The organism is Pseudomonas sp. PD9R (assembly GCF_019200975.1).
GTDB lineage: Bacteria > Pseudomonadota > Gammaproteobacteria > Pseudomonadales > Pseudomonadaceae > Aquipseudomonas.
In genome coordinates, this window is record NZ_JAHTMR010000010.1 from 1 (window position 1) to 20,539 (window position 20,539).

The following is a 20,539-nucleotide window of genomic DNA, read 5'->3' on the forward strand; positions in this document are numbered from 1 at the left end:
CGCCACAGGAAGGAAATCGGGTGGCGTGGGGTGTCAGATCAATCTGGAGGGCGTCACCATCAGGCTTGATCGTGACGACAGAAAAGCCCTCCCAAAACGGAAGGAAAGTATTAATATCGCGCATAAGAACGCCGGTTTGTTAGATGTGTTTGCTCGCACGAACATCATCAACCAAATCGGCGTTCTTGTTTCTGTGTTTCCCGGGATTCCGTGAAGAACCAAAAAAAAGCCCGATCTCGCTAAAGCGTTCAATCGGGCGGTAGCACTCAGGAGCAATAAGTGCAAAGGGAGGTTCGATGCGCGTACAGGCTTGAAGGGTTGCGCCAGATCACTAGACCATCCAGCGATTATCTGGCGATTAACGGGTCAGGCCACTTGAGCGAGCTTGGCGTTCGCCTGGTTCAGGCCTTTCTCCTGGAAGTCACCGCCCAGGTTCATGCCTTCAGCGTGAATGAACGTTACGTCGTGGATGCCGATGAAGCCCATGACCTGACGCAGGTAAGGTTCCTGGTGATCCGCCGTGCTGCCGGCGTAGATCCCGCCACGGGCTGTCAGCACATAAGCGCGCTTGCCACTGAGCAAACCCTGAGGACCGGTTTCGGTGTACTTGAAGGTCACGCCGGCACGCAGCACATGGTCGAGCCAGGCCTTGAGTGTGCTTGGGATGGCGAAGTTGTACATCGGCGCGGCCATGACCAATACGTCAGCGGCCAGCAGTTCGTCAGTCAATTGGTTGGAGCGCTCCAGCGAAACCTGTTCGATGTCGCTGCGCTGCTCGGCAGGTTTCATCCAGCCACCCAGCAAATTGATGTCCAGATGCGGCACCGGGTTGACGGCCAGGTCACGCACAGTGATCTCGTCCTTCGGGTGAGCGGCTTGCCACTGGCTGATGAAGGTTTGGGTCAGTTGACGCGAAACCGAGTCTTGCTGACGGGCACTGCTTTCGATGATCAGAACGCGGGACATTGGATGTAGCCTCCATCTGAGAATGCTGTAAGTCGATGGAGTGAAGGTTAAAGAGTGTCATATCGATGAAAAAGCGCAAATAACTGCTATAACCGATCAATAATTTCGTTTATAAGCTGAGCATACGCTCTTGTAGGAGCAAAGTTTGCTCGCGAAGGCATCTCGTCAGTCGATATCGCTGTTGCCTCATGCACCGTATTCGCGAGCAAGCGTTGCTCCTGCAAAGAAGGCGGCTATTTCGGTGCGCAGGCCAGTTCGATGCGTAACTTGATGATGCTGCGGGTGAACTTGGCAGTCGCATTTTTGTGTGTGCCGGCAGCCACTTCGATATTGCGGGTACGCGGCGCTTCAGGACCGTTGATGAATTTCACCTTGCAGCTGGCATCGACGTCGCCGTAGTTCGCGACCTGAATGGAGCCGATGTCGTTATCCGTGTCGTAGGTGATGTAGTCGATCTTCATGCCCTTGAGGTCTTTCTGCACATCGATCGGGTAAGCGAACGCAGTCAGCGGCAACACCGCCAGCAGCACACAACCTGACACCACACAACAAAGCTTTTTCATTCAGCAGCCTCCAATAAGGGCTGCCAGCTTAGGACAAGAGGAGCTCATCATGAAAGCGCCCCGCGTGACCCTTGATCAATGGCGAACGCTGCAAGCCGTGGTCGATCACGGTGGTTTCGCCCAGGCCGCCGAGGCGCTGCATCGTTCGCAGTCATCGGTCAGTTACACCGTGGCGCGCATGCAGGACCAACTCGGTGTGCCACTGTTGCGCATCGACGGCCGCAAAGCGGTGCTGACCGAAGCCGGCGGCGTGCTGTTGCGCCGTTCGCGGCAACTGGTGAAACAGGCCAGTCAACTGGAAGACCTGGCCCACCATATGGAGCAAGGTTGGGAAGCCGAAGTGCGGCTGGTGGTTGATGCCGCCTACCCGAGCGCCCGCCTCGTCCGCGCACTGACTGCCTTCATGCCGCAAAGTCGTGGCTGCCGGGTTCGTCTGCGCGAAGAAGTACTGTCGGGGGTGGAAGAAGTCTTGCTTGAGGGCGTGGCCGATCTGGCGATCAGCGGTTTCAGCATTCCCGGCTATCTGGGCGCGGAACTGAGCGATGTCGAATTCGTCGCGGTCGCCCACCCGGAACATCCCCTGCACCGTCTCAATCGCGAGCTGAATTTTCAGGACCTCGAAAGCCAGCTGCAAGTGGTTATCCGCGACTCCGGCCGCCAGCAACCACGGGACGTTGGCTGGCTCGGCGCCGAACAGCGCTGGACAGTCGGCAGCCTCGCCACCGCCGCGACGTTTGTTGGCAGTGGCTTGGGGTTCGCCTGGCTGCCAAGGCACATGATCGAACGGGAACTCAGGGAAGGGACGCTCAAGCTGCTACCGTTGGACCAGGGTGGCAGTCGTAATCCGAGTTTCTTCCTGTATTCGAACAAGGACAAACCCCTCGGCCCGGCCACGCAGATTCTCGTCGAGCTGCTGCGCACCTTTGACACCGCACCGCTGGACGCCCCTTTCGCCGCCCCTGAACAAGCCTGACACGGAGTGTACGCATGGCCTATTTCGAACATGAAGGTTGCAACCTGCACTATGAGGAATATGGCCAGGGCGCTCCGTTGCTACTGGTCCATGGGCTGGGGTCCAGCACCCTGGATTGGGAAAAACAGATCCCCGCACTGGCCGCCCGTTACCGGGTGATCGTCCCCGACGTGCGCGGCCACGGGCGCTCCGACAAACCACGCGAGCGTTACAGCATTGCCGGGTTCAGCGCCGACCTGGTCGCGCTGATGGAGCATCTGAACCTCGGCCCGACACATTATGTGGGACTTTCGATGGGCGGAATGATCGGCTTTCAACTCGGAGTGGATCAGCCACAACTGCTCAAGAGCCTGTGCATCGTCAACAGCGCGCCCGAGGTCAAACTACGCAGCCGCGATGACTATTGGCAGTGGTTCAAGCGCTGGAGCCTGATGCGCGTGCTCAGTCTTCGCACCATCGGCAAGGCCTTGGGCGGTAAGCTTTTCCCAAAACCGGAACAAGCTGATTTGCGACAAAAAATGGCCGAACGCTGGGCAAAAAACGACAAACATGCTTATCTCGCCAGCTTCGATGCCATTGTTGGTTGGGGCGTTCAGGAACGACTGTCGAAGGTGTCCTGTCCAACCCTCATCGTCAGCGCCGACCACGACTACACACCGGTCTCGTTGAAGGAAAACTACATAAAACTGCTGCCCAATGCCCGGCTGGCGGTGATCGCCGATTCGCGTCACGCCACCCCACTGGATCAGCCCGAACACTTCAACCAGACACTGCTCGAGTTTCTCACCGCAGTCGATACCACCACACTCAGGATCACTGACCCATGCTGAAAAAAATCGCCCTCGTCGCTGGCTCCGTTCTGTTTGCCGCCAACCTGATGGCGGCAACGCCTGCCAAGGCGCCGCATGTTCTGCTGGAAACCACCAACGGCCAGATCGAAATCGAACTGGACCCGGTCAAGGCCCCAATCAGTACCAAGAACTTTCTTGAGTACGTCGACAGCGGCTTCTACAACAACACGATTTTTCACCGTGTGATTCCGGGCTTCATGGTCCAGGGTGGTGGTTTCACCCAACAGATGTCGCAGAAAGACACCAAGGCGCCGATCAAGAACGAGCACAAGAATGGTCTGGTCAACGTTCGTGGCACCTTGTCCATGGCCCGAACCTCCGATCCTGACTCGGCCACCAGCCAGTTCTTCATTAACGTCAAGGACAACGACTTCCTCGACAGCGGTGACGGCTATGCGGTGTTCGGCAAAGTAGTCAAAGGCATGGATGTGGTCGACATCATCGTCAATTCGCCTACCACTGTGCGCAGCGGCATGAAGGACGTACCTGCCGACCCGGTGTTCATCAAGTCGGCCAAGCGCATCGACTGAGACTAAGCTGGACAGGGATGTCAGAGCCGTTGCCGGTCACGCCGGCAACGCTCAAACCGTTTAAAGGAGAGCCCGTTCGCGGGTGAAAAACCGATGCTTTATCGCCGTTTTGAAAAACTGATCGACATATTTCGTGACGCTCCAACCCCCGCACCGCCGGATCGGGTTCTGCCGTTTTATACCTACTACCTCAAGCAGGTCTGGCCAAGTTTCGCCGCCCTGCTGATCGTCGGACTGTTCGCCGCGTTAATCGAAGTTGCGCTGTTCACCTATCTGAGCCGCATCATTGACTTTGCCCAGGGCACGCCGAACGTCAATTTATTCAAGGAACATGGTCTCGAGCTGGCCTGGATGGCCGTCGTTGCGCTGGTCTTGCGGCCAGTGTTTGTCGGCCTGCATGACCTGCTGGTGCATCAGACCCTGAGCCCCAGCATGACCAGCATGATCCGCTGGCAAAACCACAGTTACGTGCTCAAACAGAGCCTGAATTTTTTCCACAACGACTTCGCCGGACGCATTGCCCAACGCATCATGCAGACCGGCAACTCCTTGCGCGACTCGGCTGTGCAAGCGGTAGATGCGTTGTGGCATGTGCTGATCTACGCCATCAGCGCGCTGGTGCTATTCGCCGAGGCCGATTGGCGCCTGATGATCCCGTTGCTGACCTGGATCATCGCGTTCATCAGTGCGCTCTATTACTTCGTGCCACGGGTCAAGGAACGCTCGGTGGTGTCCTCCGATGCGCGCTCCAAACTGATGGGCCGAATCGTCGATGGCTACACCAACATCACGACCCTGAAGCTGTTCGCCCATACCAATTTCGAGCAGCAGTACGCCCGGGAAGCGATCAAGGAACAAACCGAAAAAGCCCAACTCGCCGGCCGTGTTGTCACCAGCATGGACGTGGTCATCACCAGCATGAACGGCTTGCTGATTGTCAGCACTACGGGGCTGGCCCTGTGGCTGTGGACCCAGTCGCTGCTCACCGTGGGCGCCATTGCGTTGGCCACGGGGCTGGTGATCCGGATCGTCAACATGTCCGGCTGGATCATGTGGGTAGTCACCGGCATTTTCGAAAACATCGGCATGGTGCAGGACGGCTTGCAGAGCATCTCGCAACCGGTCAGCGTCACCGACCGTGACCAGGCCAAACCCTTGATGGTGGCCCGTGGCGAAGTGCGTTTCGAGAACGTGGATTTCCACTACGGCAAGCAGAGCGGGATCATCGGCGGCCTCAATCTGACGATCAAACCCGGTGAAAAAATCGGCCTGATCGGTCCGTCCGGTGCAGGCAAATCGACCCTGGTCAATCTGCTGCTGCGCCTCTATGACGTCGAGGGCGGGCGGATACTCATCGATGGCCAGAACATCGCCGATGTCGGCCAGGAAAGTCTGCGCGAGCGCATCGGCATGATCACCCAGGACACCTCGCTGCTGCATCGCTCGATCCGCGAAAACCTGCTTTACGGCAAAACTGACGCCACCGATGCCGAGCTCTGGGAAGCGGTACATAAAGCGCGGGCCGACGGGTTCATTCCTGCGTTATCCGATGCCGAAGGCCGCACCGGTTTCGATGCCCACGTTGGCGAACGCGGGGTGAAACTCTCGGGCGGTCAACGCCAGCGGATCGCCATCGCCCGCGTGCTGCTCAAGGATGCGCCCATCCTGATCATGGACGAGGCCACGTCGGCCCTGGATTCGGAAGTTGAAGCCGCGATCCAGGAAAGCCTGGAAACCTTGATGCAGGGCAAAACCGTGATTGCCATCGCCCACCGGCTTTCGACCATTGCCCGGATGGACAGACTGGTGGTGTTGGAAAACGGCAAGATCGCCGAAACCGGTACCCATGCCGAACTCCTGGCTCATGGCGGTTTGTATGCGCGGTTGTGGCAGCATCAGACGGGCGGGTTTGTCGGGATCGATTGAACCCTAAGATCAAACGATCGCAGCCTTCGGCAGCTCCTGCATGGGGGACGTATTCCAAATGTAGGAGCTGCCGAAGGCTGCGATCTTTTGCTTTATTGCCGGTAAGGCAACGCCGTCCTCGCCTCTTCGGCATACGCCAGAACGCCCAAACGCTCCTGATGCAGGAAGTCTTTGACTGCCGCTTTCAGCCCCGGATGGCGCAGGTAATGCCAGGAATGGGTGATCACTGGCTCGAATCCGCGAATCAACTTGTGCTCGCCCTGGGCACCGGCATCGAAGCGCTGAAAACCATTGGCAATCGCATAGTCCATGCCCTGATAGAAACAGGTCTCGAAATGCAGGCGATCGAACTCCGCGAGACAGCCCCAGTAACGCCCGTAAAAACTGTCGCCCCCCACCAGACTGAACGCCATCGCAACTGGCCGTGAACCTTGCTTGGCCAACACCACACGAATGGATTGCGGCATGCGCTCAGCCAGCAAGCTGAAAAACTCCCGCGTCAGATAAGGCCGTTGTCGACGTACCGCGTAGGTATTGGCGTAGCAGGCGTAGACAAAATCCCACTGTGACTCGGTCAGTTGCCGGCCTTCAAACCATTCGAACTCGATGCCCTGCCCCGCGACTTGCTCGCGCTCTTTGCGCATCTGCTTGCGCTTGCGCGAACTCAGGGCATCAAGGAAATCCTGAAAATCCCGATACCCGCGGTTTTGCCAGTGATACTGACAGCCGATGCGTTGCAACCAGCCCGGTTGCTCGGCCAATGCGGCATCGGTGAATGGATCGGTGAAGTTAATGTGGGCGCTCGAGAGCTGTTCGATTTCCAGGTAGCCGGGCAGGCTTTTCAGTAGTTCGAATCCGTCCTCCACGTTGGCCGCCAGCAACCGCGGACCGCTGACCGGGCTGAACGGCACGGCGGTCAGTAACTTGGGGTAGTAATCGATACCGGCACGTTCGCAGGCATCGGCCCAGGCATGGTCGAAAACGTACTCACCGTAGGAATGCCATTTGCGGTAACTGGGCAATGCGGCAATCAGTCGGCCACCCTCGACGTGCAGCAAATGCTCAGGCTGCCAGCCGGAATGAGGGCCGATGCTGCCGCTGTCCTCCAGCGCGCCGAGAAACGCGTGACTCAGAAATGGCTGACTCTCGGGCACCAGTGCATCCCACGCTTGCGGGGTAATTTCCGACAGACTTTGCAGGCATTGCAACGGCATCACCATCCTCACTCTTCATGGCGTGAAAGCATCGCGAGTATCGCCTATCGCTATCCATTGCACACGATCAATTCGACGACAGCGCTCTAGATCAATGGTTCGCGACGACTTTGTATCGTCATCGACGCGCCATCACATTGCCACCGCCCTGTCATAAACCATCGCGATACTTGCGCCTGTTTTTAGAGCGCCGGGTTATAGCCCGGTCACTGTTTTCCGTCCATCAATGGTCGGTTGTGCCCTGGATGGCTCTGTCATCCACTCTCATCTTCGGAGATTGATATGCGTCTTGCTTCCACAAAAACTGCGGCGGCCCTGTGTGGCGGCTTTCTGCTGGCCATGAGTGTTCCGGCCAGCGCCGCAGTCGACGCCAAACTGCTGGACATGCTTAAGGCTAACGGCTCGATTACCAACGCGCAGTACAGCGAACTGCAAGCCGAGCTGGCCAAGGATCAGAAAGACCAGCAAATTGCCCGTCAGGCTCAGCAAGAGAGCAACGAGCAGATCGCCGCCACGGCGAAGAAAACCACGGAGCTGAGCACCTTCGACCAGAAACTGGCATGGGCCGCCAAGACTCAATTCAAGGGCGACGTGCGTTTCCGTGAAGAAACAGTGCACAACGATGGCGTACCGAACAACAAAGACCAGGATCGTCAGCGCGTTCGTGCCCGCCTGGGTGCCTACAGCGAGATCAACCCGCAAGTCGACACCGGCATTCGTATCGCTACCGGCAGTAACGATGACCCTCGTTCCACCAACCAGGATTTGAACAACTACTTCGACAAGAAGCAGATCTGGCTGGATCAGGGTTACGTTGACTACCACCCCGATGCCATCAAAAACCTGCACCTCGTTGGCGGCAAGATGCCACAGCAATGGGTGAGCATGGGTGACATCATCTGGGATAGCGACATCAACCCGGAAGGTCTGTCGGTTTCTTACAAATACCCGCTGAGCGGCAGCACCGAACTATTCGGTAGCGCCGGCCACTACACCCTCAAGGACAACGTCGACGGCGAAGGCGTGCAGTTCAAACACGACCTGCGTCTGTATGCCGGCCAGTTGGGCGCGCGTTTCGCCATCACTGACAACCTGAAAATGACCTTGGGCGGCAGCATCTACGCCTACGACAACGATGACGACATCACTCCAGGGGGCACCAGCATCCCCTCGGCATTGGCTGTTAACGGCAACACCCCGGGTGAACAATTCAAGCTGTACGAAGGTTTTGGTCAACTCGACATCGGCGGCCTGCCAATGCCACTGTCGTTGTACGGTCAAGTCGTCAACAACAAGGATGCCAGCAACGATCAGGACACTGGCTGGCTGGCCGGCGTCAAGACCAAGTTCTACGGCTTCGCAGTGGACTACAACTACCGCGATGTACAACAGAACGCTGTGGTCGGCGCCTTCACTGACTCTGACTTCGCCAACGGCTTCACCGGTTCGCGCGGTAGCAAGTTGAAAGTAAGCTATGACATCGACAAGAACTTCGCCCTTGGCGCGACGTACTTCATGGCTAACTCCGACTACACCAACGCCAGCGTCAACAAGAAAGACTCCGACATCAACACCCTACAACTGGATGCCGAAGCTAAGTTCTGATTCCCCGCTACACGACTCGGGCAAGGAAGCCCGAGCCGCTTTTACAGCCTGGCGTTGGTAAATCGGTCCCCATCATCCTCCGGTAGGCCAACGCGAGACTGTGTTCTAACTCTTCGCCATCCTTCCAAAAATCAGCGGCGCTCCTCAATTCTCGACTGGCTTTTGCTCCAGTCGGTCAACAAGCTGTAAGCCACCGCCAGCAACGTCGGGCCAATGAACAAGCCGATGAAGCCAAAGGCAATCAACCCGCCAAATACCCCCAGCAGCACAATCACCAGTGGCAGATTCCCGCCGCGACTGATCAGGTAGGGTTTGAGCACGTTGTCCACGCCGCTGATGATAAAGGTGCCCCAAACCCCGAGGAATACCGCCATCCCGTACTCGCCTTTCCAGGCCAGCCAGGCCGTGGCCGGAATCCATATCAGCGGCGGACCCATGGGAATCAGGCTGAGCAGGAAGGTTACGATGCCCAGTACCAAAGCACCTGGCACCCCGGCAATCAGGAATCCGATCAGCGCCAGAACTGCCTGGGCTGCTGCCGTCCCGATCACCCCGTTCACCACCCGCTGCACCGTTCCCGCCACCAATTCGATGTAATACCCGGCTTTGTGGCCGATCAGTCGTTCCAGCAACCCGTGAACAAACGCCGCCAGACGCGGCCCGTCACGATAGAAAAAGAACACGAAGACAATGCTCAAGGTCAGTTCGAGGATGCCGCCGCCAATCTGCGCGCTACGCGCCAGCAACCAGTTGCCGACCTGGCCCAGATAAGGTTTGAGCGCCATCATCAACGCCGCGCCCTGCTGGTCGATACTGTTCCAGATACCCACCAGACGCCCGCCCACCAGCGGAACAGTGCCCAACCAGGCCGGCGCTTCCGGCAGGCCTTCGACCTGCGCGTCCTTGATGAACACCGTGGCATCGCGTATGTGGTCCGCGAGGTTGAACCCCAGCCAAACCAGAGGCACCGCCACCAGCAGCATCCAGCCTACGGTCAGCAAAGCCGCCGCCAGCGACTCGCGGCCATTGAGCAAACGGGTCAGCAAGCGCATCAACGGCCAACTGGCGAATGCCAACACCGCGCCCCAGAACAACGCCGACCAGAACGGCGCCATCACCCAGAAGCTCGCGCCAAACAGCACCAGGAGCAGGATCTGCACCAACAGCCGATCGTTATTGATCATCTAAATCTCGAAAAAAGTCAGTCCGCAAAAGAATAGGCGAACGCGCGGAACGCGTTCACCTGATCAAGCTTATCGCAACAGTTCGAAGTGCAGACCCGCGCTTTCGACGCTGCCAGTCTCCATCCGCGCCGCGCGTACGCCCTGGTCGATCAACGCCTGCCGCCAGGCTTCGGCATTCGCTCCGGAAATACTGATACGCAGCGTCGCGTCCAGGTTCAGGCCGCGGGAGATCAAGCGCAGCCAGGTGTCGTCCGGCGCGTGGGTCAGTTTGGGGAAGTCGAGTTCGCCGGTGCTTTTGAGTTCGCGCAATAAGGTCGCGGACGTCGGCAACAGATCGCCCAGTGGTGCGGCGGCTTCGAACTGCTCGACATGCAAATAGGCTTTGCGATTTCCGCGAGTGATGCTGTAAAGCGCCACCAGCGTGTTGTCCTTAGGCGCCGCCAGACGCAACAGCAAATATGCCTGTTCATTATCGGAGCCGTAGAGCTTGGCGTTACCAAACACTTCATTGGCCCACAGGCTGCTTTCGCCGCAATCACGGGCCTGGCACCAGAACAGCAACTGCGCGCCCTGCTTTTGCAAGGCTTCACGGGCATCGGTGAAAGCCTGGGTCGCCGAATGCTCCGCTGGCAACTCGTAGGTCACCGCCGTGGCATTGCCACGAGTGCTGACCTGACCATCGAAGCGTAACTGGCCGCTGATCTTGCGGATCGAACCGAGCGGGTAAATCCGCTCAAGCTCGACCGCCGGGCGATAGTCGACGATTTGCGCATCGGTCATGCGCGGCAGGATGGGCAGGTCCTGACTGCCCGGAACATCGGCAGCAAACAACAAAGGACTGAAACAGCACAGCGCCAGCAGGTTGAGGGAACGCATCGATAGACTCATCGGATCAGCATGGCCTGGGCACCCTTGACCGCGCTGGCATCATCGGCGCGCTCGGGCGTTCGCAACCCGCGCTGGACCGCCGGACGCGCTTCCATGGTTGCCATCCAGCGTTGCAACGCTGGCAAGCCATCCACTGACACACCGGACCACTCGTAGCCACGTACCCACGGGAACGTCGCGATGTCGGCAATGCTGTATTCGCCGGCAAGAAACTCAACGGCTTGCAGGCGCGTGTCGAGCACTTCGTAAAGACGCCGGGTTTCATGCTGATAGCGGTCGATGGCGCCCTGAAGCTTTTCCGGAAAATAACGGAAGAACACGTTGGCCTGGCCCTGCATCGGGCCGATGCCGCCCATCTGGAACATCAACCATTGCAAAGCCACCGAACGCCCCTTGGGGTCGGCGGGCAACAGTTTGCCGGTCATTTCAGCGAGGTAAATCAGGATGGCGCCGGATTCGAACACGGCAAAATCGCCGTTGGCGCGATCGACAATCGCCGGGATCCGGCCATTGGGGTTGATCTTGAGGAAGTCCGAGGACTTCTGTTCCTTTTTGTCGAAACTCAGGGCATGCACGGTGTAGGGCAGGCCGAGTTCCTCGAGCACGATAGAGACCTTGTGGCCATTCGGAGTCGCAGCGGTGTAGAGATCTATCATGGTTGTCTCCCATTTCAACCCGCCCAGCCTCGACAGTTGCCCGGCGCAAGTCAAGGAACGGCGAAGAACCGATTGAAACAGTCTGCGACAAGGTCGGCACCGGACTCGTCATTCAGGTGTAAATGATGGCCACCTGGCAGCTGTTCACGGCTAAAGGGTAGACGCTCCAGCAGCTCAGGATGTTTGGCGAGCATGCCATCGGCAGCTACCACCAGTTTTGCAGGGCAACTGACCCGCTGGACGAAGGCCATGGCCTGTTCAGTTGTAAGACGCAGCGGAGATGGCAGCGTGAGGCGGTTGTCGGTGCGCCAGGTGTAACCGCCCGGCACCGGCATCAAGCCACGTTGCGCCAGCAGTTCGGCGGCTTCGCGGCTGACGGCTACCAAACCCTTCATGCGTGCTTCGATGGCTCGCTCAAGGGAGTTGTAGACCGGCTTGCGTTTTTCCTGCAGGTCCAGTTGCGCTTGCAGGGCCGTACCCATGCGCTCGGCAGCATTTTCGCCTTTGTCTGTAGGAGGAATGACTCCGTCAATCAACGCCAGATGAGTAACACGCTCCGGCATCGAGCCCGCGAGGATCAACGACGCAATCGCCCCCATGGAATGTCCCAGGAGTGCAAACCTCTTTAGCCCCAGTTGCTCGGCGACTTGCAGCACATCGTGGGCATAGTCCCACATCGCGTATCCGGCACCGGCCGGGCGATGCCCGGAGTGACCGTGGCCGGCCATGTCCAGCGCAATAATGCGCAGGCCTTTGAGTTTCGGCGCCAGGCGCGCGAAGCTGTTGGCGTTGTCCAGCCAACCGTGCAGGGCAATCACCGGCAAACCGTCTTCGGGGCCGAACAGGTGCGCCGCCAGCTCGATGTGCGGCAGGCTCAGACGGACTTCTTCGACGACGTTGCTCATGCGCAATCCTGTTGGCGACGACCGTCCCAGCGACTGAACAGGTTTTTCAGCAGCGTGGCGGTGTCTTGCGGGCGTTCGAGAGGAAACATGTGGCCGCCGGGCATGGTAAGGGATTCACCCAACGGCATGCGCCCGACCGAACTGACGTGATGACGCATCACCACCCGGCTACTGTGCCCGCGCACCACCGCCAGCGGCACTTTCAATTGCCGTGCGCGGCCAGGACTGGTGTGCGGTACGCCACGATAAATGCTGATTTCCGTGGCTGGATCGAAGCGCAGGCGAAGCTTGTCGCCGACCTGATGCAAACCATGCTGCAAATAGGCGTCGAAGCATTCCGGATCGAAGCCGCGGAACAGGGTCTTACCGGAGAAATAGCGACGGGCGCTTTCCAGGTCGGCAAATTCTTCGCGCCGCCCCAGCGTACGACCGGCCGGGGTCAGGCGATCAATGAAACCGAAGCGCTTGGCGGCTCGGATAACCCACTGATCGGTACGCGTCAGTACCGGCGAATCGAGCATGACTACCCCGCGATACAGCTCAGGACAACGCAACGCCGCATGCAGGTGCAGTACGCCGCCGAAGGAATGGCCGACGCCCCACACCGGCTCAGGTTGCTGCTGCAGATGATGGATCAGTTCGTCCACCAGGTTGTACCAATTGTCGTCCGCCGGGTAACGCGGGTCATGGGCATGCTGCTCCAGATGCGTCACCTGATACTCGGGCGCCAGCGCCGCGAACAGCTTGCCGTAGGTCGCTGACGGAAACCCGTTGGCGTGGGCGAAAAATATCTGCTGCGACATACCGGCGATCCATCAACGAAAACAGAGCCCGATTGTCCGCAAGGGCGTCGATATCTGCAATGACCGTAACTGCCAGGAATGATGACAGTCGCGCCGTGGCTATGTCCTTGAACACGCTCGCACCTGTTATTTCTGACAGTTGACAGTCAAGTCGCAACACGCGGATAAGAACACTGTCTCGCACAGGTACAGGCACGATGGTCATCACTCACGCCAATACTCCCGCCATCAAAGCGTTCGACCCTCGCGGGCTCGGCGTGCGTGGCGTGGTATATCACCGGCGTGACGGTGGATCTGCCTCCGAGAGCCATATCACCCAGCAGGTGCACGATGCAGCCGGGCGGGCGGTGTTCAGCCGCGACCCACGCCTGTTCCGTCTGCATCAGGCGGGTCAACCGGCCGCCAATCATATCAATGTGTTCAACCTAACGGGTACGGTGTTGCTGTCGCAAAACAGCGATGCCGGCTGGCGACTGGGAATGCTCGGCGAGGATGGGCAAAGCGTGGAAGGCTGGGATCAGAAGCTCAGCCACAGTGGCGTAGCCTATGACCGGCAACGACGTCCGGTGGCTATGTTCGAACGCGCCCTCGATGAGCCGGAACACTGCACCGGGCGTTTTTCCTACGCCGATGCCAGTGCCGATGATGGGCACAACCGACGTGGCCAGTTGATTCGCAATGACGACACTGCTGGCACCCTGAACTTCACGGAGTTCAGCATCGCCGGCACGTTGTTGCAGCACAGCCGTACATTCATCGCCGATCCAGAATGGGTGGTGGACTGGCCCGAGGCCGAGCCCGAACGCGATGTTTTTCTGGAACACCAACAGGCCGTTAGCCGCACTGACTGCAATGCCGCAGGCGAACCCGTCAGTCAGACCGATGCCTTGGGCAATCGACAGACATTTACTCAGACACGTGCTGGCGAATTGTGCGAAGTCCGTCTGAAACTTGCCGCCGAGTCCGATGAAAAAACCCTGGTCAGTGAAATCCAGTACAACGCCTTCGGCCAGATCGAGCGACAGCGTGCGGGAAATGGCGTCATTTCCTGCGCGACATTTCGCCTCGAAGATGGCCGACTTGAACGCCTGAAGGCTTACGTTTCCGATCAACCGGCGCTGCAAGACCTGACTTACGAATACGATGCGGTGGGCAACATCACCTGCATCAGCGACGCCGCCGAAGCGACCCGGTTTCACCGGAATCAGCGCATTGAACCGAGCAATCGCTACCACTACGACTCGCTTTACCGGCTGATAGAAGCCAGCGGCCGGCAGATTCGCAACGCCCCCGGCGGGCCGCAATTACCGTCGTTCCAGTGCGAGCCTGACCCTGGACAACTGGAAAACTACACGCGGACCTACACCTACGATGAGGCTGGCAACCTGAAGGTCATGCAGCACCAGGCGGCCAGTGCCAGTCGCACCGAACACACCGCCATCGCCGGCGTCAATAATCGCAGCCTGCCGGAAAAGGCTAATGGCGACCTGCCTGATGAGTTGGAAATTGCCGCTGGTTTTGATCTCAATGGCAACCGTCTCGAACTTCAACCGGGGCAAGACTTGCGATGGGATCGGCGTAATCAGTTGTGCCAGGTCGAGCAGATTGTGCGCGAAGACGAGCCGAACGATTGCGAATGTTATGTGTACGACGGCAGTGGCCTGCGCCAGCGAAAAATCCGCAAAGCCTATACCGGCACGTTGACCCGGACTCACGAAACCCGTTACCTGCCGGGTGTGGAAATCCGCACATCCGCCGACGAAGTCCTGCATGTCATCACGGTCAGGGCCGGGCGCGGTACGGTTCAGGTTCTGCATTGGGAAAAAAGGCAGCCGAGCGGCATTCCTCAGGACCAGCAACGCTACAGTTTCACCGATCATTTGGGCTCCAGCACCCTCGAACTGGACGAGGCAGCGTTACTCATCTCATGCGAAAGCTACTACCCCTACGGTGGAACTTGTTGGTGGGCGGGGCGCAACAAGCTGGAAGCCGGTTACAAAACGCTTCGCTACTCGGGGCAGGAACGGGACGCTACCGGGCTTTATTACTATGGGTTTCGCTATTACGTGCCGTGGTGTCAGCGCTGGTTGAATGCAGACCCGGCGGGGACGGCCGATGGGCTGAATCTGTTTGCCATGGTGCACGGCAACCCGATCAGGTTTGTTGATATGCAGGGGTTGAGCGCAGGTGAAACATTGCATGCGGTTACAGCATCGGCAGCCAGGGAGTTGACCAGCGCCTTTATCGCCTCCGCCGCGCAGTATGCTGCGACAGCGGTGCTGAATCCGATCAACTTGGGCGTGACCCTCACCGGTGCTGTTCTGGGCGGTGCATCCGGGGCAGTGAGTGGCTACGCCACAGCGAATTGGGCGCAGAACCGGCTATCGGTTGAAGATATGGAGAGTTGGGCTCCATTCATTGCTAAAGTCTCCGGAGCTGCAATGGGCGCAGCTCTCGGTGCAGCCCCTTCGCTGGTCGGTCATTTCAACCCCAGTGGCAATACCGCCGCTGCGACGCAAATTGGCGGTATGTTTGGAGCCCTGTTTCGCGAATTGTCCTTTCAGAAGCTGCTCAATGCCGGTCCGAACAATGTAATTCCCGGTGGTCCAGACATCGTTACCGGATTGAGCGGCTCCGCCGCCGTGGGTCTGACAGGTGGGGCCGCAGGGTATGCAGGTGCAATATTGTTCGGCAGTAGCAATGCTGGCCGTGCACTTCAGTCAACGGTGATCACTCCACTGGCCACAATGATGGGGACCGGCAGTTCTTCACTTGTAAGAGCCGCACGGGGTGCCGCTAACGTGCCAGCAAAACAGGAGGACTCACCGTTCAATCCGGCCAAAGGTGTGCTCGGCGTCACTAGTCGGCATTTCCTCGCCTCTTTAGGTCAGTTAGCGAATCAGGCCGTGGAACAAATGCCTGGTTACAGTAATTTGTCCCCGGAAATCAGAGCAGGCTTAGCACGAGCCGTCGGCAATGCGATTGGCGAGATGCGCCTGACTTATATGAATGCCCTCAATCCGGGGTTGTTCGCAGAACTTGGTCAAACGGCCTGGGACGTGGAAAGCCAAGCCATCGGGCTTGGCGTCCAGCGCGAGAATGTGCCGACCTCTTCCAGCCAAGCTTACGATCCGGCAGCAACCGAAGTTTTTCACATGACCAGTGAACCGAAGCGCGGTCAACGAAATTACAAAAGATCAACGCTGAACTTTTGACCGTGTTGTCGCCCAGAGAAAAGATGCGTTTTCAACGACCCGGCGGAGTCTCCCCCAACGGCACCACCGCCATGGTCAACCGCGACACACAGCTGGCCTTGCCCTCTTCGCTGGTCAACCGAATGTCCCAGACATGCGTCGTGCGCCCAATGTGAATCGCCTTCGCCACCGCTGTCACCCGCCCACTGCGCAGGCCGCGCAGATGGTTGGCATTGATTTCCAGGCCCACGCAATAAAATTTGCTGGCGTCGATGCACAGGTAACTGGCCATGGAGCCAACGGTTTCGGCCAGCACCACCGAGGCGCCACCGTGCAGCAAGCCGTAGGGCTGATGGGTGCGATGGTCGATGACCATACTCGCGCTCAGTGACTCTTCGTCAAAGGCTTCGAAGCGGATATCCAGCACTTCGCCGATGGTGTTTTTCTGGATTGCGTTCAACTGCTCGATGTTGGGAGTGGTGCGCCACAGACTCATCGCTGCTTTCCTTTGTGGGTTTTGTTCGTGACTCAATCCTGCCACAGCACCGCCTCATTGCGCTCGCTCCATTCCTCGAAGCGGGCGCCATAAGCGGCTTCGATGACGTTGCGCTTGATCTTCAGCGTTGGCGTAAGAAAACCGTTTTCCACCGCCCAACTGTCCTTGACCACCACCAGTCGCCGCAAACGTTCGTGTTTGTCGAGGGCGCCGTTGACCTCCTCCAGCAGCTTTTCCAGGCTCGAATGCAGGCCGGCTCGCGCCGCTCCGCCCGCGTCTTGCTGCCCGACCGCCGAAAGTACGCACAAGCCCAGCGGTGCCAGCAAACCATCGCCCACCACGCACACTTGCTCGATACGCGAATGCACCGCCAGGCGATTTTCAATCGGTGCCGGGGCCACGTATTTGCCTTTGCTGGTCTTGAAAATCTCCTTCAGGCGCCCGGTCAGGCGCAGATTGCCTTCGGCGTCTTCCTCACCTTTGTCACCGGTGCGCAGAAAACCGTCCTCGGTGATGGTCTCGGCGGTTTTCAGTGGTTCCTTGAAATAGCCGACCATGGTCGCGCCGCTGCGCACGAGGACCTCGCCCGTTTCATCGATCCGTACCTCGACCTCCGGGCAAGGCTTGCCGATCCAGCCGGGTTTGTTCTGACCAGGCAGGCAAATGTGCGAATAGCCGCAGCTTTCGGTCATGCCGTAGACCTCTAATACATCCAGCCCGAGCTTTCGGTACCACAGCAACAGGGTCTGCGGCACCGGTGCGGCACCCGACAAAGCAATGCGCAAGGCATCGAGTCCTAACCCGGCGAGTACCTTGTGCCCGACACGCTTACCGATAATCGGCAGGCCTAGCAGGAAGTCGAGGCGTTTTGCCGGGATCTTGCTGTACACGCCCATCTGGAATTTGGTCCAGATTCGCGGCACGCCAAACAGCGCGGTCGGTCGCGCACGTTTCAGATCAACGAGAAAGGTATCGAGGCTCTCGGCAAAGAACACGGTTTGCCCGGTGTAAATCGACGCCAGTTCGACAAACATCCGCTCGGCGACATGGCACAGCGGCAGATAGGACAGAAGTCGATCCGACTCATTGAGGCCGAACAATTGTGTGCCACGAGTGGTGGCAAATCCCAGGTTAGCAAAGCTGTGCATCACGCCCTTGGGCATGCCGGTGGTGCCGGAGGTGTAAATAATGGTCGCCAGTTGATCGGCGGCGGGTTTCGGATCGTCCTGGATTGGCGAGCTTCGTTGCAGATCGGCCCAGCTGAAATCGAAGGTGCCCGGTGGATGCAATGGCAGGCTGATGGTCGGCAAATCCGCGCTGACTCCACGGGACATGCCCGGCCAGTCGTCAAGTTTGCCGATGAAGGCCAACGCCGCTTCCGAATGTTCCAGCACCTGGGCGACCGACTCGGCGGTGAGGTTCGGGTACAGCGGCACCGACACATGTCCGGCCATCCAGATCGCCAGGTCGGCAATGATCCAGTGGGCGCAGTTTTTCGAGATAAGGGCAATGTGACTGCCTTGGGGCAACTCCCGCGCCCGTAACCAGTGCGCAGCGCAGCGAGCCTGATGCCCGACGTCGGCCCAGGTCAGGGTCTCGACTTGTCCGCCGCCGATAGGCTGGACCAAAAAGCGCTGGCGGGGATGACGGGCCTCACGCTCGTAGAAAACGTCCAGCGGCAAACGAAAAGCAGCAGACATGCGACTCGCTCCTTTATTTTTGGTCTGGAGCAAGCGTAGCCAACCAAGCAAGTGCTTGGTTAATTATTTTAGAAGCAAAGGCAAGATCAAAAGATCGCAGCTTTCGGCAGCTCCTACATGGGGTTCCCGTTCCTCCCGAAGGCTGCGATCTTTTGCTTTTAAGGGTGCTTGATACCGTTGAGCTTCATTGAACCGATCAATAGTTCATCACCCTTGAGCTCGGCCAGCCCGGCGGTGCTGACCTTTTCCGGCGGATGGCCGGCACCATGTTGCAGGTAGCTCAGCAAGTTGCCCACCAGCGGGTTGTGGCTGACCAAAAGCACGTCACTCACGGACACCAATTGCTCGGACACCTTGTCGGGGTCGGTTTCCGGCGTCAGCCATTCGACGGTGCGGATTTCCGGGCCGAAACCCAGGGCCTCTCGCACCAGTTGCGCCGTTTCCTGCGCTCGAAGGTAGGGGCTGGCGTAGATCGCGGTGAGCGGTTGGCCTATCAGGTTGGCGGCGCTGCGCAGCACTTCTTCACGACCGTGGGAGGTCAAGGCCCGTTCCGAATCGGGTCGGGAACCGTAAGGCTCGGCTTCACCATGACGCAATACCCAGAGTTTCATAGTTTGGGTTCCTCATCTCGGGCCGGATGCGGGGTTGGCGGCACGGTGTGCGGCGCTTCACCTTCCGGCGTACGCGGTGTTGGCCAATCGGCGAACGGCCAGGGCTTCTGGTCGCTGTGAAAGCTGCCGAAACGACCGATCTGCGCCAAAAACTGGCTCAGGCTGTCGCCAAAATTCATCAGACTGGCGCTCGGGGCTCCGTAAATCAAACGATAGATCAACTGCACCAGTACCACAGCGCCAAGGATGAACTGCGCCACTTGCCAGACCAGCACGAAGACGATCATCCACAACACCCGCAACAGAATGGACTCGTATTTGGCTTCTACTTTTTGATCGCTCATGTCTTGCTCCGTTCCAGATAAGTAGAGGGCTCAGTTGAAACCGCTGGTGGAAATAAAATCGACGTCAGTCTTCGGTTCGCCGCGCATCAGCAGCGCGATCACCTGCTCTAGCGTGCGCCCTTCGAACAAAATCGCGTGCAACCCGGCGACCAGCGGCATATACACGCCGACCTCCTGCGACTTGGCCTTGAGTACCTTGAGTGTGTTTACGCCTTCGGCGACTTCGCCCAAGCGGTTGACCGCCTCGTCCAGGCTCAAGCCCTGGCCAAGGGCGAATCCGACCTGGTAATTGCGGCTTTTTGGCGACGAGCAGGTCACGATCAAATCGCCAACGCCCGCCAGGCCGAGGAAAGTCATCGGGTTGGCGCCCTGATTCACCGCGAAACGGGTCATCTCCGCCAGCGCCCGGGTGATCAGCATGCTCTTGGTGTTTTCGCCCATGTCCATCGCCACCGCCATGCCGGCGATGATCGCGTAGACGTTTTTCAACGCCCCGCCCAATTCCACGCCGAAACGGTCGGCGCTGGCGTACACGCGAAAAGTGCGGCCATGCAGCGCGGCCTGGACCTGTTGGCAGAGGTCTTCATCTTCACTGGCGACCACCGTGGCGGTCAGCGCGTGTTCGGCGATTTCACGGGCCAGGTTCGGCCCGGACAACACGCCGATGCGTGCTTGCGGGGCGATCTCTTCGAGGATCTGGCTCATCAGTTTGAAGGTGTGAGCTTCAATGCCTTTGGTCAGGCTCACCAGCAATTTGCCTCGCAACCTTTCAGCGTGCGGGGCCAGCACCGAACGCAACGCGCTGGAAGGCAGCGCAACGAAACTCAGGTCGCAGGCGTCCAGGGTGGCTTGCAGATCAGTGACCGGTGTTACACCGGGCAGAATCTTGATGCCTTTGAGGTAACGCGGGTTCTCGCGGTTGACCCGAATGGCCTCGGCCTGTTCGGGGTCACGCATCCACTGCAAGACCTGATGACCGTTCTCGGCCAGCAGATTAGCCACGGCGGTACCAAAACTTCCGCCTCCCAGGACCGCAATCGGGCGCTGTTCAGTCATATGTAATCCGTTAATCCATACCAGTGGCGATGTCGGCATTATACGGAGCGGCCCAGTGGCGGCCAGCCCCCGCG

Annotated in this window: 19 protein-coding genes and 1 pseudogene; 7 read left to right on the forward strand and 13 right to left on the reverse strand. The window is 58.8% G+C overall.

The genetic code is table 11. The annotated features are described in order from the left end of the window. Positions 1–214, forward strand: a 214-nt coding sequence (locus KUF73_RS19130; protein ID WP_218439618.1) for a hypothetical protein, incomplete at its 5' end; no start/stop codon positions are given. A gap of 152 nt (positions 215–366) precedes the next feature. Here KUF73_RS19130 and KUF73_RS19135 read toward each other — a convergent pair. Continuing rightward, complete coding sequence (locus KUF73_RS19135) at positions 367–966, reverse strand: FMN-dependent NADH-azoreductase (RefSeq protein WP_218439619.1); 600 nt, start codon at positions 964–966, stop codon at positions 367–369. A 233-nt stretch (positions 967–1,199) separates the two neighbouring features. Then, on the reverse strand, positions 1,200–1,529 hold the full coding sequence (locus KUF73_RS19140) for a 3-phosphoglycerate kinase (RefSeq protein WP_218439620.1): 330 nt from the start codon (positions 1,527–1,529) through the stop codon (positions 1,200–1,202). A gap of 49 nt (positions 1,530–1,578) precedes the next feature. Here KUF73_RS19140 and KUF73_RS19145 point away from each other — a divergent pair, with 49 nt between their 5' ends. The 4 genes and pseudogenes from KUF73_RS19145 (at position 1,579) to KUF73_RS19160 (ending at position 5,809) form a co-directional block, all read left to right on the forward strand. After that, positions 1,579–2,502 carry a LysR family transcriptional regulator gene (locus KUF73_RS19145; protein ID WP_218439621.1) on the forward strand — a complete coding sequence of 308 codons (924 nt, stop codon included), beginning with the start codon at positions 1,579–1,581 and terminating at the stop codon, positions 2,500–2,502. Between the two features lie 14 nt (positions 2,503–2,516). Further along, a pseudogene (locus KUF73_RS19150) lies at positions 2,517–3,322 on the forward strand (alpha/beta fold hydrolase). A gap of 3 nt (positions 3,323–3,325) precedes the next feature. Then, on the forward strand, positions 3,326–3,883 hold the full coding sequence (locus KUF73_RS19155; protein WP_218439623.1) for a peptidylprolyl isomerase: 558 nt from the start codon (positions 3,326–3,328) through the stop codon (positions 3,881–3,883). Positions 3,884–3,976: 93 nt separating this feature from the next. Then, positions 3,977–5,809: an ABC transporter ATP-binding protein gene (locus KUF73_RS19160; RefSeq protein ID WP_218439624.1), complete on the forward strand. Its 1,833-nt coding sequence runs from the start codon at positions 3,977–3,979 to the stop codon at positions 5,807–5,809. 92 nt (positions 5,810–5,901) lie between these two features. Here KUF73_RS19160 and KUF73_RS19165 read toward each other — a convergent pair whose 3' ends face one another. After that, complete coding sequence (locus tag KUF73_RS19165; RefSeq protein ID WP_218439625.1) at positions 5,902–7,023, reverse strand: GNAT family N-acetyltransferase; 1,122 nt, start codon at positions 7,021–7,023, stop codon at positions 5,902–5,904. A 282-nt stretch (positions 7,024–7,305) separates the two neighbouring features. On the opposite strand from KUF73_RS19165, the gene KUF73_RS19170 reads away from it, so the two are divergent. Next, complete coding sequence (locus tag KUF73_RS19170) at positions 7,306–8,628, forward strand: putative porin (RefSeq protein ID WP_218439626.1); 1,323 nt, start codon at positions 7,306–7,308, stop codon at positions 8,626–8,628. Between the two features lie 131 nt (positions 8,629–8,759). On the opposite strand, the gene KUF73_RS19175 is transcribed toward KUF73_RS19170, so the two are convergent. The 5 genes from KUF73_RS19175 to KUF73_RS19195 all read right to left on the reverse strand — a co-directional run bounded on the left by KUF73_RS19175 (position 8,760) and on the right by KUF73_RS19195 (position 13,064). Further along, positions 8,760–9,812, reverse strand: a complete 1,053-nt coding sequence (locus KUF73_RS19175) for an AI-2E family transporter (RefSeq protein ID WP_218439627.1) — start codon at positions 9,810–9,812, stop codon at positions 8,760–8,762. Positions 9,813–9,881: 69 nt separating this feature from the next. Next, positions 9,882–10,688, reverse strand: coding sequence for a DUF4892 domain-containing protein (locus KUF73_RS19180; RefSeq protein WP_218439628.1), 807 nt, complete (start codon positions 10,686–10,688; stop codon positions 9,882–9,884). 8 nt (positions 10,689–10,696) lie between these two features. Then, complete coding sequence (locus tag KUF73_RS19185; RefSeq protein WP_218439629.1) at positions 10,697–11,356, reverse strand: glutathione S-transferase family protein; 660 nt, start codon at positions 11,354–11,356, stop codon at positions 10,697–10,699. A 50-nt stretch (positions 11,357–11,406) separates the two neighbouring features. Next, a complete protein-coding gene (locus KUF73_RS19190) occupies positions 11,407–12,261 on the reverse strand; it encodes an alpha/beta hydrolase (protein ID WP_218439630.1) in 855 nt (284 codons plus the stop codon). Continuing rightward, positions 12,258–13,064, reverse strand: coding sequence for an alpha/beta fold hydrolase (locus KUF73_RS19195; RefSeq protein WP_218439631.1), 807 nt, complete (start codon positions 13,062–13,064; stop codon positions 12,258–12,260). The genes KUF73_RS19190 and KUF73_RS19195 overlap by 4 nt, the downstream gene beginning before the upstream one ends. A gap of 203 nt (positions 13,065–13,267) precedes the next feature. Here KUF73_RS19195 and KUF73_RS19200 point away from each other — a divergent pair, with 203 nt between their 5' ends. Continuing rightward, complete coding sequence (locus KUF73_RS19200) at positions 13,268–16,279, forward strand: RHS repeat-associated core domain-containing protein (RefSeq protein WP_218439820.1); 3,012 nt, start codon at positions 13,268–13,270, stop codon at positions 16,277–16,279. A 31-nt stretch (positions 16,280–16,310) separates the two neighbouring features. Here KUF73_RS19200 and KUF73_RS19205 read toward each other — a convergent pair whose 3' ends face one another. The 5 genes from KUF73_RS19205 to KUF73_RS19225 all read right to left on the reverse strand — a co-directional run bounded on the left by KUF73_RS19205 (position 16,311) and on the right by KUF73_RS19225 (position 20,465). Continuing rightward, positions 16,311–16,754, reverse strand: coding sequence for a hotdog fold thioesterase (locus tag KUF73_RS19205; RefSeq protein ID WP_218439632.1), 444 nt, complete (start codon positions 16,752–16,754; stop codon positions 16,311–16,313). Positions 16,755–16,786: 32 nt separating this feature from the next. Then, positions 16,787–18,454 (reverse strand): AMP-binding protein, encoded by a 1,668-nt coding sequence (locus tag KUF73_RS19210; protein WP_218439633.1) that lies wholly within the window; start codon positions 18,452–18,454, stop codon positions 16,787–16,789. A 158-nt stretch (positions 18,455–18,612) separates the two neighbouring features. Beyond that, positions 18,613–19,065: a phosphohistidine phosphatase SixA gene (sixA, locus tag KUF73_RS19215; RefSeq protein ID WP_218439634.1), complete on the reverse strand. Its 453-nt coding sequence runs from the start codon at positions 19,063–19,065 to the stop codon at positions 18,613–18,615. After that, positions 19,062–19,409: a DUF4389 domain-containing protein gene (locus KUF73_RS19220; protein WP_218439635.1), complete on the reverse strand. Its 348-nt coding sequence runs from the start codon at positions 19,407–19,409 to the stop codon at positions 19,062–19,064. The genes sixA and KUF73_RS19220 overlap by 4 nt, the downstream gene beginning before the upstream one ends. A 30-nt stretch (positions 19,410–19,439) precedes the next feature. Next, a complete protein-coding gene (locus KUF73_RS19225) occupies positions 19,440–20,465 on the reverse strand; it encodes an NAD(P)H-dependent glycerol-3-phosphate dehydrogenase (protein WP_218439636.1) in 1,026 nt (341 codons plus the stop codon). Positions 20,466–20,539 lie beyond the last annotated feature (74 nt).

Excerpts from the sequence above, each read along its gene's own strand:
- KUF73_RS19135 (WP_218439619.1), bottom strand. The coding sequence starts at position 966 with ATGTCCCGCGTTCTGATCATCGAAAGCAGTGCCCGTCAGCAAGACTCG.
- KUF73_RS19140 (WP_218439620.1), bottom strand. The coding sequence starts at position 1,529 with ATGAAAAAGCTTTGTTGTGTGGTGTCAGGTTGTGTGCTGCTGGCGGTG.
- KUF73_RS19145 (WP_218439621.1), top strand. The coding sequence starts at position 1,579 with ATGAAAGCGCCCCGCGTGACCCTTGATCAATGGCGAACGCTGCAAGCC.
- KUF73_RS19155 (WP_218439623.1), top strand. The coding sequence starts at position 3,326 with ATGCTGAAAAAAATCGCCCTCGTCGCTGGCTCCGTTCTGTTTGCCGCC.
- KUF73_RS19160 (WP_218439624.1), top strand. The coding sequence starts at position 3,977 with ATGCTTTATCGCCGTTTTGAAAAACTGATCGACATATTTCGTGACGCT.
- KUF73_RS19165 (WP_218439625.1), bottom strand. The coding sequence starts at position 7,023 with ATGCCGTTGCAATGCCTGCAAAGTCTGTCGGAAATTACCCCGCAAGCG.
- KUF73_RS19170 (WP_218439626.1), top strand. The coding sequence starts at position 7,306 with ATGCGTCTTGCTTCCACAAAAACTGCGGCGGCCCTGTGTGGCGGCTTT.
- KUF73_RS19175 (WP_218439627.1), bottom strand. The coding sequence starts at position 9,812 with ATGATCAATAACGATCGGCTGTTGGTGCAGATCCTGCTCCTGGTGCTG.
- KUF73_RS19180 (WP_218439628.1), bottom strand. The coding sequence starts at position 10,688 with ATGCGTTCCCTCAACCTGCTGGCGCTGTGCTGTTTCAGTCCTTTGTTG.
- KUF73_RS19185 (WP_218439629.1), bottom strand. The coding sequence starts at position 11,356 with ATGATAGATCTCTACACCGCTGCGACTCCGAATGGCCACAAGGTCTCT.
- KUF73_RS19190 (WP_218439630.1), bottom strand. The coding sequence starts at position 12,261 with ATGAGCAACGTCGTCGAAGAAGTCCGTCTGAGCCTGCCGCACATCGAG.
- KUF73_RS19195 (WP_218439631.1), bottom strand. The coding sequence starts at position 13,064 with ATGTCGCAGCAGATATTTTTCGCCCACGCCAACGGGTTTCCGTCAGCG.
- KUF73_RS19205 (WP_218439632.1), bottom strand. The coding sequence starts at position 16,754 with ATGAGTCTGTGGCGCACCACTCCCAACATCGAGCAGTTGAACGCAATC.
- KUF73_RS19210 (WP_218439633.1), bottom strand. The coding sequence starts at position 18,454 with ATGTCTGCTGCTTTTCGTTTGCCGCTGGACGTTTTCTACGAGCGTGAG.
- sixA (WP_218439634.1), bottom strand. The coding sequence starts at position 19,065 with ATGAAACTCTGGGTATTGCGTCATGGTGAAGCCGAGCCTTACGGTTCC.
- KUF73_RS19220 (WP_218439635.1), bottom strand. The coding sequence starts at position 19,409 with ATGAGCGATCAAAAAGTAGAAGCCAAATACGAGTCCATTCTGTTGCGG.
- KUF73_RS19225 (WP_218439636.1), bottom strand. The coding sequence starts at position 20,465 with ATGACTGAACAGCGCCCGATTGCGGTCCTGGGAGGCGGAAGTTTTGGT.